3 protein-coding genes and 1 pseudogene are annotated in these 16,834 nt (G+C 73.4%); all 4 read left to right on the plus strand.

All coding sequences use genetic code 11. From position 1 onward, the window contains the following. The first annotated feature begins 10 nt into the window (after positions 1-10). The gene (pabB, locus tag PV796_RS01795; RefSeq protein WP_274910988.1) at positions 11-2,104 is read left to right on the plus strand and encodes an aminodeoxychorismate synthase component I; all 2,094 of its coding nucleotides are present in this window, start codon (positions 11-13) and stop codon (positions 2,102-2,104) included. A gap of 15 nt (positions 2,105-2,119) precedes the next feature. After that, positions 2,120-3,430, plus strand: a complete 1,311-nt coding sequence (locus PV796_RS01800) for a cytochrome P450 (protein WP_274910989.1) — start codon at positions 2,120-2,122, stop codon at positions 3,428-3,430. 239 nt (positions 3,431-3,669) lie between these two features. Then, positions 3,670-10,050, plus strand: coding sequence for a type I polyketide synthase (locus PV796_RS01805; RefSeq protein WP_446750667.1), 6,381 nt, complete (start codon positions 3,670-3,672; stop codon positions 10,048-10,050). An 18-nt stretch (positions 10,051-10,068) separates the two neighbouring features. Then, positions 10,069-16,815 (plus strand): annotated as a pseudogene (locus PV796_RS01810) (type I polyketide synthase); the annotation flags it as partial. Positions 16,816-16,834: the final 19 nt, after the last annotated feature.

Here is a 16,834-nt window from a genome sequence, read left to right on the forward strand (position 1 = left end):
GAGGCGCCCCATGCGTGTGCTCTTGATAGACAACTACGACTCCTACACCTACAACCTGTTCCAGCTAATCGCCGAGGTGTACGGCAAAGAGCCGACGGTCGTTGTCAACGACGTCCCTTCCTGGCCGGAACTCGACCCGGGCATGTTCGACTGCGTGGTCATCTCTCCGGGCCCCGGCCGCCCCCAGCACCCGGCCGACCTCGGCTTCTGCCAGGAGGTCCTAGACCGCTGGACGGACGTGCCCGTCCTGGGCGTCTGCCTGGGCCACCAAGCCATCGCCCACCGGCACGGCGCGGAGGTGACCGAGGGCACGCCTCGCCACGGCCACCTGGCCAAGGTCCGCCACACCGGCCGGGACCTGTTCGACGGCCTGCCGCAGAACTTCGTCGCGGTCCGCTACCACTCGCTGCGGGCCACCGAACCGCTGCCGGAGGAGCTGGAGGCCACCGCCTGGGCCGAGGACGGCACCGTCATGGCGCTGCGGCACCGCACCCTGCCGCGCTGGGGCGTGCAGTTTCACCCCGAGTCCATAGCCAGCGAATGGGGCGCCCATCTGCTCCAGAACTTCGCCAGGCTGGTCGGCGCCGGCTACGCCGCCGCGCCGTTGGAGCGGCCGCGCTGGGCATCCGCCCGGGAAGCAACCCGCGCCACCGGCCCCGAACTGCGTCCCGTCGTCGAGGTCCTGGACCGGGCAGTGGACACCGCGGAGCTGTTCACCGCGCTGTTCGCGGCCGGCGACAACTCCTTCTGGCTGGACAGCAGCGCACCGGGGATCGGCGGCGCCCGGTTCTCCTTCCTCGGCGACGACTCCGGCCCCCTGACCGAGACCCTGACCTACCGCACCGGCGAGAACCGGGTGGCCGTCCGCGACGCCGACGGCGAACGGACCGAGCCCGGCAGCATCTTCAACGTGCTCCAGCAGCGGCTCCGCACCCGCCGCCTCACCACGCCGGACCTGCCCTTCGACCTCAACGGCGGCTACGTCGGCTACTTCGGCTACGAGCTCAAGGGCGACTGCGGGAGCCCCAACGCCCACACCGCCGAGACCCCGGACGCCGTGTGGACCTTCACCGACCGCCTGGTCGTGGTGGACCATCAGGAGGAGAGGACCTACGTCCTGGCCATCACCACCACCGGCGAGGACGAGACGACGACGGCCCGCGCCTGGGTGGAGGAGACGGCCCGCCGGGCCGCCGCCCTGCCCGACCCCGCCCCGGTCGACGGGACCCGCCAGGCCGCCTCCGCGCCCTCGGAGCGGGGCATCTCCCGCGATCGCTCCGCGTACACCGCCGACATCGGTGCCTGCCTCGACGAACTGCACAGCGGCGAGAGCTACGAGATCTGCCTGACCAACCGCATCATGCTGCCCGCCGTCAAGGACCCGCTCGGCTACCACCTGCTGCTGCGGCGTCACAACCCCGCCCCCTACGGTGCCTTCCTGCGCCATGGCGAGCTGAGCGTGGTGTGCTCCTCCCCGGAACGGTTCCTGCGGATCGCCCCGGACGGCGTTGCCGAGAGCAGGCCGATCAAGGGGACCGCACCCCGCGGCGCGGACCCGGCCAGCGACGAGGCGCTGCGCCGGTCGCTGACGGCGTCCGCCAAGACCCGGGCCGAGAACCTCATGATCGTTGACCTGCTCCGCAACGACCTGGGCCGGGTGTGCGAGGTCGGCTCCGTCGACGTCCCCGCCTATATGGTCACCGAGTCGTACGCCACGGTGCACCAGTTGGTCACCACCGTCCGGGGCCGGCTGCGGCCCGACGTGGACCCGGTCGCCTGCGTCCGGGCCTGCTTCCCCGGCGGCTCGATGACCGGCGCCCCGAAGCTGCGGACCACGGCCATCATCGACCGGCTGGAGCAGTCGGCCCGCGGCATCTACTCCGGCACCATCGGCTACTTCGGACTCTCCGGCGGTGCCGATCTCAACATCGTCATCCGCACTGCGGTGACCACCGGCTCGGGCACGGTCATCGGCGCCGGCGGCGCCATCGTCCTCGACTCGGACCCTGACGAGGAGTTCGACGAGGTGCTCCTCAAAGGCCATGCGCTGGTGCGGGCGCACGGCCTGCTGAACGGGACGGACGCGCCCGCCGGTGCCCGGTGACCGGCCGGCCGGACCATGACCACCACCGACTCCAAGACCGCATCAGGTTTCGCGGAGCAGAACGCGGAGCGGCACCGCTCCCGTACGCCGAGGGAAGGATCGAACATGTCGACCACCGCACACACCGAGCCGTCTTGGGCGGACCTGCCGTTCCTGGACTTCACCGACCCCAGCTTCGCCTGGGACTCCCCTGAGGTGGCCGAGGCCCGGGAGAAGTCCTGGATCGCCCGCACCCCGCTGGCCCTCCTGGTGCTGCGGTACGACGAGGCCGACCAACTGGCCCGTGACAAACGGCTCGTCTCCGGCTTCCGCGGCCTGGTGGATGTGGTGGGAACCCCCCAGGGCCCGGTACGCGACTTCATGGTGGACTTCCTGCAGAGCCTGGACGGCGCGGACCACCGCCGGCTCCGCGGGCTTGCCACCCACCCCTTCACCCCTCGCCGGATCACCGAGGTGCAGCCCTTCGTCCGGTCCACCGTGAAGCAACTGGTCGATGAACTACCGAAGGGCGAGTTCGACTTCGTGCGGCACTTCGCCCACCCGCTGCCGGCAGTGGTGATGTGTCAACTGCTGGGCTTCCCGCTGGAGGACTACGACACCGTCGGCCGCCTCTCCATCGAGACCAACCTCGGGCTGGCGCTCTCCAACGACCAGGACGCGCTCGCCAAGGTCGAGCAGGGCCTTGGCCGGATGTTCGACTACCTGGTGGCAGCCATCGAGAAGCGGAAGGTGGAGCCGGGCGACGACCTCACCTCCGACATCGTCCGCGCCTTCCACAACGGCACCCTGGACGACTACGAGCTGCGTACCCTGGTCGCCACCGTGCTGGTCGCCGGCTATGAGACCACCAACCACCAACTGGCCCTCGCCATGTACGACTTCGCCCAGCACCCCGACCAGTGGATGCAGCTCAAGGAGAACCCCGAGCTGGCTCCCCAGGCCGTCGAGGAGGTGCTGCGCTGGAGCCCTACCCTGCCCGTAACGGCCACCCGCACTGCCGCCGAGGACTTCGAGGTCAACGGCGTCCGCATTCCCACCGGCACCCCCGTCTTCATGTGCGCCCACGCGGCGCACCGCGACCCCCGGGTGTTCGCTGACGCCGGCACCTTCGACATCACCGTCAAGCGGGAGGCGCCCTCCCTCGCGTTCGGCGGCGGCCCGCACTTCTGCCTGGGCACGGCGCTGGCGCGGCTCGAACTCACCGAGGGCCTGGCGGCGCTGGCGACCCGGCTGGACCCACCGCAGATCGTCGGTGAGGTCACCTGGCGGCACGCGCTGGGCGTCGCCGGGCCGGACGCCCTGCCGCTGCGTTTCGGCACAGCCTGACGTCCTCCCCCGATGGTGCACCACTGCGGTCTCGGCGCCACCGACGGTGAGTTCCACGAGGTCCTGAATCTCCTTTGAAGGGCAGCACGTTCGACATGACCAATGACGGCAAGACGCTGGAATATCTCAAGCGCCTCACCGCCGAACTGTTGGAGACCCGGGAGTGCCTGCGCGCCACGGAGGCGGCGGCCCAGGAGCCGGTCGCGGTGGTTTCGATGGGATGTCGCTACCCGGGGGGCGTGTCCTCGCCCGAGGGCCTGTGGCGGCTGGTGGAGAGCGGGACCGACGCGATGACGCCGTTCCCCACCGACCGGGGCTGGAACGTCGAGGACCTCCTCGACCCCGACCAGCCCGGTCGGACGTGCACCCTGGTGGGCGGATTCGTCGACGGGGCCGCGGAGTTCGACGCGGACCTGTTCGGGATCAGCCCGCGCGAGGCAGCCGCGATGGACCCCCAGCAGCGGCTGCTGCTGGAGACCGCCTGGGAGACCCTCGAACGGGCCGGTCTGGACCCCGAGTCGCTGCGCGGCCGGCCCGTCGGGGTCTTCGTCGGGTCCCTCTACGTGGCTGGCGGCAGCGGCGTCGCGGTGGCCGAGGGCATCGAGGGCTATCACATGACCGGCAACGCGGCCAGCGTCCTGTCGGGCCGTCTCTCCTATGTGTTCGGCCTGGAAGGCCCCGCGGTCACCGTGGACACCGCCTGCTCGGCGTCCCTGGTGGCCGTGCACCAGGCCGTCCAGTCGCTGCGGCAGGGCGAGTGCGAGATGGCCCTGGCGGGCGGCACCACGGTGATGACGACGCCCGGCGTCTTCAGCGAGTTCAGTCGGCAGGGCGGGCTGGCGTCAGACGGCCGGTGCAAGGCGTTCTCCGACGCGGCGGACGGTACCGGCTTCGGCGAAGGCACCGGCCTGGTGCTGCTGGAGCGCCTGTCCGACGCCCGCCGGAACGGACACCCGGTCCTGGCCGTCATCCGCGGCTCCGCCATCAACCAAGACGGCGCCTCCAACGGCCTGACCGCCCCCAACGGCCCCTCCCAACAACGCGTCATACGCGCCGCCCTCACCAACGCCAAACTCAACCCCACCGACATCGACGCCGTCGAGGCCCACGGCACCGGCACCACCCTCGGCGACCCCATCGAGGCACAGGCCCTCCTAGCCACCTACGGCCAGAACCGGCCCGCGGACCGGCCGTTGTGGCTCGGCTCGGTCAAGTCCAACCTGGGCCACACCCAGGGCGCGGCAGGCATCGCCGGCCTGATCAAGATGGTGATGGCGGTCCGGCAAGGGGTGCTCCCCAAGACCCTGCACGCCGACGAGCCGTCCTCGCACGTGGACTGGACCTCCGGCGGGATCCGGGTGCTCGGCGAGAACCACGACTGGCCCCGGACCGGCCGCCCCCGCCGGGCGGGTATCTCCTCCTTCGGCATCAGCGGCACCAACGCCCATGTGATCCTGGAACAGGCCCCCGCCGCCGACACCGCCGAGGGGGAACAGGCCGCACCGGGCCCGCAGCCGCACCGGGTGCCCTGGGTGATCGCCGCTCGTGGCGACCGCGCCCTGCGCGGCCAGGCGGAGCGGCTGGCCGCCGAGGTGATGGCCCGCCCGGAGCTGCGTCCGGCTGATGTCGGCTGGTCCCTGGCGACCTCCCGCGCGGCGCTCGACCAGCGGGCCGTGGTGTGGGCCACCGACCGCGAGGGCCACCTCGCCGGACTCACGGCGCTGGCCGAGGGTCGCCCTGCCCCCGGTGTCGTCCGGGGGACCGCGGCCGACGGCCGACTGGCCTTCCTCTTCTCCGGCCAGGGCAGCCAGCGCCCCGGCATGGGACGTGAACTGGCCGCCGCCTTCCCGGTGTTCGCCGAGTCCCTCGACGAGGTCTGCCGCCAGATGGACCCCCATTTGGAGTGTCCGCTGAAGGACGTCCTGTTCGCCTCCGAGGGCACCCCCGAGGCCGCGCGCCTGGAACAGACCGCCTACACCCAGACCGCCCTGTTCGCGCACGAGGTCGCCACCTTCCGCCTGCTCACCCACTGGGGCCTCGCCCCCGACCTGCTCCTGGGTCACTCCATCGGTGAACTCGCCGCCGCACACGCCGCCGGCGTTCTGTCGCTCGCGGACGCCTGTGCCCTCGTCGCCGCCCGCGGTCGGCTGATGCAGGAACTCCCCGGCGCCGGCGCCATGGTGGCGATCCGGGCGACCGAGGCGGAGATCCTGCCCTGGTTGACGGAACACGCTGGTGAACTCTCCCTCGCCGCCGTCAACGGACCCGACGCCGTCGTGGTGTCCGGCGCCGAGGGGGCCGTGCTGGGCTGCGTCGCGCACTGGCGGGACCGGGGCCGCAAGACCAGGCGGCTCCGGGTTAGCCACGCCTTCCACTCCTCGCAGATGGACGGCATGCTCAAGGAGTTCGGCCGGATCGCCGAGAAGCTCGCCTTCCACCCGCCCCGCATCCCGGTCGTCTCCAACCTCACCGGCGAGATCGCCGGCGCCGACGAGTTGTGCTCGCCCGCGTACTGGGTCCGCCACACCCGTGAGGCCGTCCGTTTCCACGACGGCGTCAGCCGGCTCCTGGAAGAGGGCGTGCGTGCGTTCCTGGAGGTGGGCCCGGCCGGAGTGTTGACGGCCATGGTCCAGGACTGCCTCGCCGCGGAACCCGGCGCCACCGGCGCCGTGCTCGCCTCCGTGTCGCGCGGCGGCCGTCCCGAGGCCGACACCGCGCTCGCCGCGGTGGCCGAGGCTTACGTCCACGGCGTCCCGGTCGACTGGACCCGGTTTCTCCCGGACACCGGCGCCCGCCGGGTGGACCTGCCCACCTACGCCTTCCAGCGCCGCCGTTTCCCCTGGAACCACACCGGCTCCGACACCGACGTGACCGCGGCCGGCCTGACCGGACTCGACCACCCGCTGCTCGGCGCCGCCCTGGAACTCGCCGACGACCAGGGCACCGCCTTCACCGGTCGGTTGTCGCGCCGCACCGAGACCTGGCTCGCGGACCACGTCGTCCTCGGCGCCACGCTCGTCCCGGGCACCGCCGTGGTCGAACTGGCCGTCCGCGCCGGAGCCGAACTCGGCTGCCGCCTCCTGCTCGAACTGACCCAGGAAGCCCCGCTGAACCTCCCCGACCGGGGTGCCGTCCACCTCCAGGTGCGGGTGGGGCCCGCTGAGGAACAGGGCCACCGCCCGCTCGCCGTCCACTCCCGGCCCGAGGAGGCCGCGGCGGACGAGCCGTGGGTCTGCCACGCCCGCGGCATTCTCGTCCCTGAGGCCGCCCCCGCCCCGGCCGGGTTCGGCGCCGCCTGGCCGCCCGCCGGCGCCGAACCCGTCCCCCTCGACGGGTTCTACGCGGACCTGGCGGCCGCCGGCTTCGCCTACGGCCCCGCCTTCCGCGGCCTCTCCCGCGCCTGGCGGCTCGGCGACGAGGTGCTCGCGGAGATCGCCCTCCCCCAGGCGGTGCGGTCCGGCGCCGGCCGCTACGGCGTCCACCCGGCACTCCTCGACGCCGCCCTGCACACCGCCCTCCTCCGTCGGGACGGCGCCGACCCGTCACAGGTGCGCATCCCGTTCTCCTGGCGGGAGGTGTCCTTCCACGGCGGCGCCGAACCGGCGCTCCGCGTACGTCTGACCCCGACGGGGACGGACACCGTGGCCCTGGCCCTGTGGGACGGGCGCGGCGTCCCGGTGGCCTCGATCGGCTCCCTGGTGACCCGGTCCGTCTCCGCCCGACAACTCCGGGCCTCCCACGCCCAGGACGCCCTCTTCCACCTCGACTGGACGCCGACCACGGCCACTTCGGCAGCCGTGCGCTGCGCCGTCCTGGGTGACGAGGAGCTGGCCGCCGCTCTGTCGGCCCCGGCCTTCGCCGACCTCGGCGCGCTGACCGCGGCAACCGGCGCCGGCGAGCCCGTGCCCGACCTCGTCCTGCTGCCCTGCCAAGGCGACGCCGAGACCGCCGGGAACAAGGCGGCCGCCGCGCGTGCTCTGGTCGGCCGCGTCCTCGCCGTGCTCCACGGCTGGCTCGCCGAGGAGCGGTTGGCCCCGGCCCGCCTGGTGCTGCTGACCCGGGGCGCCATGCCCGTCGCCACAGGCGAACCGGTCGCCGACCCGGCCGCCGCCGCAGTCTGGGGACTGGTGCGCTCCGCGCAGGCGGAGCACCCCGGCCGCTTCGTGCTGGCCGATCTCGACGGGCACGACGCCTCGACGGCGGCCCTGCCCTCGCTCCCGACCGCGGACGAGCCCCAACTCTCCCTCCGGGAGGGCCGGGTGCTGGTGCCCAGGCTGGCCCGCGGCGTCCCGGCGGGCATTCTGGTGCCGCCGCCCGGCACCCGGGAGTGGCACCTGGAGCGGGCCGGCGCCGGCAACGCCGTCGACGACCTGGCGCTCACCCCGTTCCCCGAGGCCGCCGCCCCGCTGGCGCCTGGGCAGGTCCGGGTCGCGGTGCGCGCCGCCGGGCTGAACTTCCGGGACGTGGTGATGGCCCTGGGCATGGTGCCCGACCAACGGTCGCTGGGCGGCGAGATCGCGGGCGTGGTCACCGAGGCGGCGCCGGACATCACCGGACTCGTCGTCGGCGACCGGGTCCTGGGCCTGGCACGCGGCAGCCTCGGCCCGGTCGCGGTCGCCGACCACCGGATGCTCGCCCGGATCCCCGAGGGCTGGTCCTTCGACCGGGCCGCATCCGTCCCGGTCGCCTTCCTCACCGCCTACTACGGCCTGGTCGACCTGGCCGGCGTGCAGCCGGGCGACCGCGTGCTGGTCCACGCCGCGGCCGGCGGCGTCGGCATGGCCGCCGTCCAGTTGGCGCAGCACCTCGGCGCCGAGGTGTTCGCGACGGCCGGCCCCGCCAAGTGGGACACGGTGCGCGGCCTGGGCATCGACGCCGAACACCTCGCCTCCTCGCGCACCGGCGAGTTCGAGGCGCGGTTCGCCGCGACGGCCGGCGGCCATGGGCTGGACGTGGTCCTCAACTCCCTCGCCGGGGAGATGGCGGACGCGTCACTGCGGCTGGTCCGCCCGGGCGGCCGCTTCATCGAGATGGGCAAGACCGACATCCGGGACGCCGACGAGGTCGCGGCCGCGTACGAGGGCATCGCCTACCGCGCGTTCGACCTGATGGACGCCGGGCCGGAGCGCATCGCCGGGATGCTGGCGGAGATCCTCGCCCTGTTCGACGGCGGGCGGTTCCGACCGATTCCGGTGACCACCTGGGACGTCCGGCAGGCTCCCGAGGCGTTCCGCCACTTCTCCCAGGCACGCCACATCGGCAAGATCGTCCTCACAGTGCCGCCCGCCTGGAACCCCGACGGGACCGTACTGGTCACCGGCGCCTCCGGGGCGCTCGGCGCCCAGGTGGCCCGGCACCTGGTCCGCACCCACAAGGTCGGACACCTGATCCTGGCCAGCCGCCGCGGCCCCGACGCCGAGGGCATGACGCAACTCACCGACGAGCTCACGGCGTTGGGCGCGTCGACGGTACGGGCCGTGGCCTGCGACGTCGCCGAGCGGGCCGCCGTGGCCGACCTGCTGGCCGCCGTTCCGGCCGAACACCCCCTGACCGCCGTGGTGCACACGGCGGGTGTGGTGGACGACGGCCTCCTGGAGTCCCTGACGCCGGAGCGGATCGACACCGTCTTCCGGCCCAAGGCCGACGGCGCCTGGCACCTCCACGAGCTCACTCTGGACCGGGAGTTGGCCGCCTTCGCGGTCTTTTCCTCCGTCGCCGGCACGTTGGGCGCCGGTGCCCAGGCCAACTACGCGGCCGCCAACGCCTTCCTGGACGCGCTGGCCACCCACCGCCACGACCAGGGCCTCCCCACCACCTCCCTCGCCTGGGGTATGTGGTCCGGAACCGGAGGCATGGCCGCCAACCTGGACCGGGCCGGCCTGGACCGCATGAAGCGCTCCGGCATCACCGGCCTGACCACCGACGACGGCCTCGCCCTCCTGGACACGGCCCTCGCCTCCGGCCGACCGGTCCTGCTGCCGGTGCGCCTGGACATCCGGGCCCTGCGCGCCACCGCGGCGGGCGGATCCCTCGCCGCGCCCCTGCGCGACCTGGTCCACGTCGCCGCCGCGGAGGACGCGCCGGCCCCGGCTGCGGACGCCCTGCGCGACCGCCTGGGCTCCCTCGCGCCCGAAGACCGCCACCAGGCCCTGTTGGACGTGGTACGCGGCCAGGTCGCCCTCGTCCTCGGACACGCCACCCCCGAGGGAGTGGAACCCCAACGCGCCTTCAAGGAGCTCGGGTTCGACTCGCTCACCGCCGTCGAGCTCCGCAACCGCCTCAACGCCGCGACCGGACTGGCCCTGTCCACCACGCTCGTGTTCGACCACCCGACCCCGGCCGCCCTCACCGACCACGTCGAAGGCGTCCTGTTGGTTGGCCTGGGCTCGCCTGTCGTCCCCCTCCTTACCCGCCTCGACGAATGGGCCGCCGAACTCGCCGCCGTTCGGCTCGACGAGGGCGAACGGGAACGGGTGGCGGCCCGGCTGCAGGCGCTCGCCAGGCAGTGGGGCAGGGACGCCCGCGTCGAGGACGACGCAACGCCCCTCGTCGACGATCTCGACCAGGCGACCGACGACGAAGTCATCGACTTCATCAGCAAGGAACTCGGCATCTCCTGATCCCGCGTCGCATCCCGGATGCGAGGGGACAACGGTGACTTCGATACGAGGTGGATTCACATGGTGAGCGACGACAAGGTCAGGTACTTCCTCAAGAAGGTGACCGCCGACCTCCACGAGACGCGCGGCCGCCTGAAGGAAATCGAGGACGCCGCGGGCGAACCCATCGCGGTCGTGGCGATGGGCTGCCGCTTCCCCGGCGGCGTCCGCTCGCCCGAGGAGCTCTGGCGCCTGGTCGTCACGGGGCAGGACGCGGTCACGCCGTTTCCCGCCGACCGCGGCTGGGACCTGGACGGCCTCTACGACCCCGACCCCGACCGCGTCGGGAAGACCTATGCCCAGCAGGGCGGCTTCCTCGACGACGTCGCCTCCTTCGACGCCGGGCTGTTCGGCATCAGCCCGCGTGAGGCACTGGCCCTGGACCCCCAGCAGCGCCTGCTCCTGGAGGTCACCTGGGAGACCTTCGAGCGCGCCGGCGTCACTCCGGCCGCCCTGCGCGGCAGCCGCACCGGCGTCTTCGTCGGCACCAGCAGCCAGGAGTACGCCTTCCTGGTCCGCGACTCCCCTGAAAACCTTGAGGGCTACTCGACCGGCTTCCTCGCCAGCGTCATGTCCGGCCGCCTCGCCTACACCTTCGGCCTCGAAGGCCCCGCGGTCACCGTGGACACCGCCTGCTCGGCGTCCTTGGTCGCCCTCCACCAGGCCGTCCAGTCGCTACGGCAGGGCGAGTGCGGACTGGCTCTGGCCGGCGGCGTCGCCGTCATGGCCACCCCCGGCATGTTCGTCGAGTTCAGCCGGCAGCGCGGGATGGCCGCGGACGGCCGCTGCAAGGCGTTCTCCGCCGCCGCCGACGGCACCGGCTGGGGTGAGGGCGTCGGCATGATCCTGCTGGAGCGCCTGTCCGACGCCCGCCGGAACGGACACCCGGTCCTGGCCGTCATCCGCGGCTCCGCCATCAACCAAGACGGCGCCTCCAACGGCCTGACCGCCCCCAACGGCCCCTCCCAACAACGCGTCATACGCGCCGCCCTCACCAACGCCAAACTCAACCCCACCGACATCGACGCCGTCGAGGCCCACGGCACCGGCACCACCCTCGGCGACCCCATCGAGGCACAGGCCCTCCTGGCCACCTACGGCCAGAACCGGCCCAATGGCGAACCCCTCTGGCTGGGCTCGTTGAAGTCCAACATCGGGCACGCCCAAGCCGCCGCCGGCGTCGGCGGCGTGATCAAGATGGTGATGGCGCTGCGCAAGGGCGTCCTGCCACCCACCCTCCACGCCGACGAACCCACCCCGCACGTCGACTGGTCCGCCGGCGCCGTCGAACTCCTCACCGAGGCCCGCGACTGGCCCCGCGCCGGCCGCCCCCGCCGGGCCGGCGTCTCCTCCTTCGGCATCAGCGGCACCAACGCCCACCTCATCCTGGAACAGGCCCAGGACCGCCCCGCCCCCGCCGGGGGCCAGGAGCCGGTTGCCCCCGTGGAGCAGAGCGCCGACCAGCCCCCCGGAACCGGCCCCTGGCCCTGGGCCGTCTCCGCCCGCACCGCCCGCGGCCTCCGTGAACAGGCGGCCCGGCTACGCGATCACGTCTTCGATCACCCGGAGCTCTCCCCGCCGGACGTCGGCCACACCCTGCTGGCCGCGCGGACCCGCTTCGACCATCGCGCTGTCGTCCTCGGCACCCACCGCGACGACTACCTCAACGGCCTCGCCGCGCTCGTCGAGGGCAGGAGCGTCCCCGGCCTGGTCGAGGGCGTCGCCATCGCACCGGGCAGGCCCGTCTTCGTCTTCCCCGGCCAAGGCTCCCAATGGGTGGGCATGGCCGCGGAGTTGTACCGCGACGCCCCGGTCTTCTGCGACAAGCTCCACGAGTGCGCCGCCGCCGTCGAACCGCATGTCGACTTCTCCCTGGTCGACGTCGTCCGCGGCACCGACGGCGGCTGCCCCCTGGACCGGGTCGACGTCGTCCAGCCCGCTCTGTGGGCCATGATGGTCTCGCTGGCCGCTCTCTGGCGCTCCTACGGCGTGGAACCCGGCGCCGTCGTCGGCCACTCCCAGGGAGAGATCGCCGCCGCCTGCGTCGCCGGCGCCCTCTCCCTCGAACACGGCGCCCAGATCGTCGCCCTGCGCTCCCGCCTCGTCGCCGAACGCCTCTCCGGCCGCGGTGGCATGGTCTTCCTCGCCCTCCCCGCCGACCGGGCCCGCGAACGCCTCGCCACCTGGGGCGCGCGTCTGTCGATCGCCGCCGTCAACAGCCCCTCGTCCGTGGTCGTTTCCGGTGAACCCCGGGCCCTGGACGAACTGCTGGCCGCCGCCGAACAAGAGGGTGTCCGCGCCGTCCGCGTCGCGGTCGACTACGCCTCCCACTCCGCCCACGTCGAATCCCTGGAGGCCGAACTCGCCCCGCTGCTCGCCGGGATCGCCCCCCGAACGGCCGTGCTCCCGTTCTTCTCCACCGTCACCGGCGACGTGATCGACACCGCCGGACTCGACGCCGCGTACTGGTACCGCAACCTACGCCGGACCGTCCGCTTCGACCCCGCCCTGCGCCGACTCGTCGCCGCTGGACACCGCACCTACGTCGAGATGAGCCCCCACCCCGTCATCGCCGTGTCCGTCGAGGAGGTCCTCGACGACACCGCCACCGACGGCGTCGTGCTGGCCTCGCTGCGCCGCAACGAGGGGAGCCTCCAGCGTCTCCTGACCTCCGTCGCCGAGGCCCAGGTCCGCGGGGTCGCGGTGGACTGGACGGCCCAACTCGGGCGGGGACGCCGGGTGGTCGACCTCCCGACCCACGCCTTCCAGCGCCGCCGCTACTGGCTGGAGACCGCACCCAGGAGGGTCTCTCCCGGAGCGACTCCGGCCGCGGCCGTGCGGGAGGACGACGAGGGGAACGAGCCCACCGGCTTCCGCGGCCGTCTGGACGGCCTCCCGCCCACCGAACGGGAACGCGTCATCCTGGAGACCGTCCGCGAGCACGCCGCCGCCGTCCTCAACCTGGCCTCCGTGGCCGACGTCGACGTCACTCGGCCCTTCACCGACCTGGGCTTCGTCTCCATGACCGCGATGGAGCTCCGCAACCGGCTCGACACCGCCACCGGCGTCCGCCTCACCCCGGCCGCCGCCTTCGACCACCCCACCCCCGAGAAGCTCGCCGCCCACCTGCTCAACCGACTGACCGACACCGGCCCGCACACCGCCGAACCGGTGCGCACCGCGCCCGTCGCCGACGAGCCGATCGCCGTCGTCGCCATGGGCTGCCGCTACGCCGGTGACGTCGCCACCCCCGAACAGTTGTGGAACCTGGTCGCCTCGGGCCGCGACGCCACCTCCTCCTTCCCGGCCAACCGCGGCTGGGCCACGGATCTCTACGACCCGGAGCCCGGCCGGCCGGGACACACCTACGTCCGCCGCGGCGCCTTCCTGCGCGACGCCGACCGGTTCGACCCCCTCCTGTTCGGCATCAGCCCCCGCGAGGCGCTGGCCATGGACCCTCAGCAGCGCCTCCTCCTGGAAGTCACCTGGGAGGTCTTCGAACGGGCCCGGCTGTCGCCCGAGTCCGTCCGCGGCAGCCGCACCGGCGTCTTCGTCGGCATCGCCGGCCAGGACTACCTGCCGCTGCTCCAGTCCGCTCCCGACGACACCGCCGGGCACCTGATGACCGGCACCTCCAACAGCGTCGCTTCCGGCCGCCTCGCCTACACCTTCGGCCTCGAAGGCCCCGCCATCACCGTCGACACCGCCTGTTCCTCCTCCCTGGTCGCCCTCCACCTCGCCGTCCAGGCCCTGCGCCAGGGAGACTGCACCTCCGCCCTGGTGGGCGGGGCCACCATCCTCTCCACCCCCGGGGCGTTCGTGGAGTTCAGCCAACAGGGCGGGCTGGCACCCGACGGACGCTGCAAGGCGTTCGCCGCGGCTGCCGACGGCACGGGCTGGGGCGAGGGAGTCGGCATGCTCCTCATCGAGCCTCTTTCCGAGGCCCACCGCCACGGACACCCCGTCCTGGCCCTGATCCGCGGCACGGCCACCAACCAGGACGGTGCCAGCAACGGCCTCGCCGCCCCCAACGGCCTCGCCCAGCGGCGCGTGATCCGCCAGGCCCTCGCCAACGCCGGCCTCACCGGTCGGGACGTCGACGCCGTCGAGGCCCACGGCACCGGCACCACCCTCGGCGACCCCATCGAGGCCGAGGCGCTCCTGGACACCTACGGCCAGGACCGGCCGGCCCACGCCCCGCTGTGGCTCGGCTCGGTGAAGTCCAACATCGGCCACACCGCCGCCGCGGCCGGCGTCGGCGGTGTCATCAAGATGGTGATGGCCATGGATCGCGGCGTCTTGCCGCCCACCCTCCACGTCGACGACCCGACCCCGCACGTCGACTGGACCGCGGGCGGCGTCGAACTGCTCACCGAGGCCCGGCAGTGGCCGGACCACGGTCGGGCCCGCCGGGCCGGCGTCTCGGCATTCGGCATCAGCGGCACCAACGCCCACGTCGTCCTGGAACAGGCCCCGAACGACTCCGCCGGCTCCGTTACCGGAACGGCCGGGTCCGGGAACCTCGCCGTCGAACTCCCCGCCCTGCCCTGGGTGTTGTCGGGCCGCACGGGGAAGGCCCTGCGGGCCCAGGCCGAGCGGCTGTGCGGATTCGTCGGCGAACACCCCGACCTGTCGGCGGCCGACATCGCCCGTTCGCTGGCCGCCACCCGGGCGGGGCTGGAACACCGCGCCGTGCTCGTCGGCCGGGACCGCGACGAACTACTGGCGGCCCTAAGGGCCCTGACGGCGGACGACGCCTCGGCCCTCCTCGTCCGGGGCACGGCCCGTGCCGGGGGTCGGGCGGCACTGCTGTTCACCGGAGAGCCCGGTGGGCGCGGCGGACTCGCCCAGGAACTGTACGTCCGGACACCGGCGTTCGCCTCGACCGTGGACGAGGTGGCCGCCGTCTTCGCCGCCCACCTCGACCGGCCGCTGGGAGAGATCCTCACCGGGGACCGCGAGGCGCCGGACGACCCGGTCCTCGCCCGGGCCGCGCTCTTCGCCGAGGACGTGGCGCTGTTCCGGCTCCTGGAGCACTGGGGCCTGCGCTTCGGCTTCCTCGCCGGCCACGGCGTCGGCGAAGTGGCCGCGGCGCACTGCGCCGGCGCGCTGTCCCTGGCCGACGCGGCGTCCCTGGTCGCCGCCTTGGACCGGGCCGACGTCGCCGCCGACCTGGCGGTGCGTCCGCCGGCTGTCCCCCTGGTCTCCAGCCGGACCGGCCGCCCCGTCGCACCGGAGGAGCTGCGTTCCCCCGAGCACTGGAGCAGGGCCGGCGAACCGGCGGGCGCCGCGAAGTGGTTGACCGCCGAGGGCGTGCGCGAGATCCTGCGGATCGGTCCCCCGACGGCGGAGCAGATCCCCGGCGACGACGTCCTCGTGGTGTCGACCCATGGCGCCGACGGCGGATCCACCACACTCCTCGACGCGCTGGTCCGGCTCCACGTCAGGGGCGTCGCGACGGGCTGGGAGCGCATGCTCGCCGACAGCGGAGCGAAGCTGGTGGAACTCCCCACCTATGCCTTCCAACGCCAGCGGTTCTGGCCCGAGTTGACCGGGGTCTCCCACGGTGCCGTCGGCTCCCGTGAGACCGGCGGCGAGCGGGCTCGGGAGTTCCGCGAGCGCCTGGCCGCCGCGGCGGAGGACGAGCGGGAAGGGATCGTCGCCGCACTGGTCCGCGAGTACGTCGCCAAGGTCCTCCGGCTGGCCGACACCGCTTCCGTCGACGACGAAACCCCCCTCCCCGAGCTGGGCTTCGACTCGCTAACCGCGGTGGACCTGCGCAACCGCCTCGGGGCGGACACCGGCCTCCGGCTGCCCCCGTCCCTCGTGTTCCAGTACCCGACGATCGCCGCCCTCACCCGGCACCTGGCCGCCCAGCGGCCGGCGGCGGACTCCACGGACACCCCCGGGAACAGCGCCGCCGACGCCCCGTCCACCCTGGCTCCGCTCTTCGCCCGCGCCCACGAGCTGGGCCGCACCGAAGAGCTCCAGGAACTGGTGCTGCGCGTCGCGGACTTCCGCCCCACCTTCGACGCGCCCGAGGAGCGGTTCCGCGTCCCGCACGTCCGCCTCGCCCGGGGCTCCGAACCCGCCCGGCTGATCTGCTTCCCGACGTTCGCCGGCGGCTCGGGGGCCCACCAGTACGCCCGGTTGGCCGCCGCCTCCGACGGCGAGCACGACATCTGGGTCCTGCCGGCACCCGGCTTCACCTGGCAGGAACCGCTCCCCGCCTCCGTCGAGGCGCTGGCCCGGCTCCAAGCCGACAGCGTCCGGGAGTGCGCCGACGGCCAACCGGCCGTCCTGGTCGGCTACTCGGCGGGCGGCTGGCTCGCCCACGCCACCGCGGCCGCCCTGGAGGAGCGCGGCGCCGCCCCCGCCGCCGTCGTCCTCCTGGACAGCCACCACCCGGACAGCGCGATGCTCCCGCACCTCCACGCCCACATCGGTCGGTCCCGCGCCACGGGAGAGGGCGACGTCCTCTGGACCGAGGGAACCCGGGACGACGCCTACCTCACGGCCATGGCCCACTACGCCCGCCTGTTCCACGGCTGGCCCCCGGTGGACATCAGCGCGCCGACGCTGCTCGTCCGGGCCGCGGAACCTCCCTTCGACGGAGCGCCGGACGACTGGCGCACGTGCTGGAACCGCCCGCACAGCAGTGTCGACACGGCCGGAAACCACTTCTCGATCATTCGAGAGCACAGCGGGTCCACCCTGCGCTCCGTACACGACTGGCTCAAGGTCC

Origin of the sequence: Streptomyces sp. WZ-12 (genome assembly GCF_028898845.1) — a bacterium.
In the GTDB taxonomy this organism is placed as follows: Bacteria; Actinomycetota; Actinomycetes; order Streptomycetales; family Streptomycetaceae; genus Streptomyces.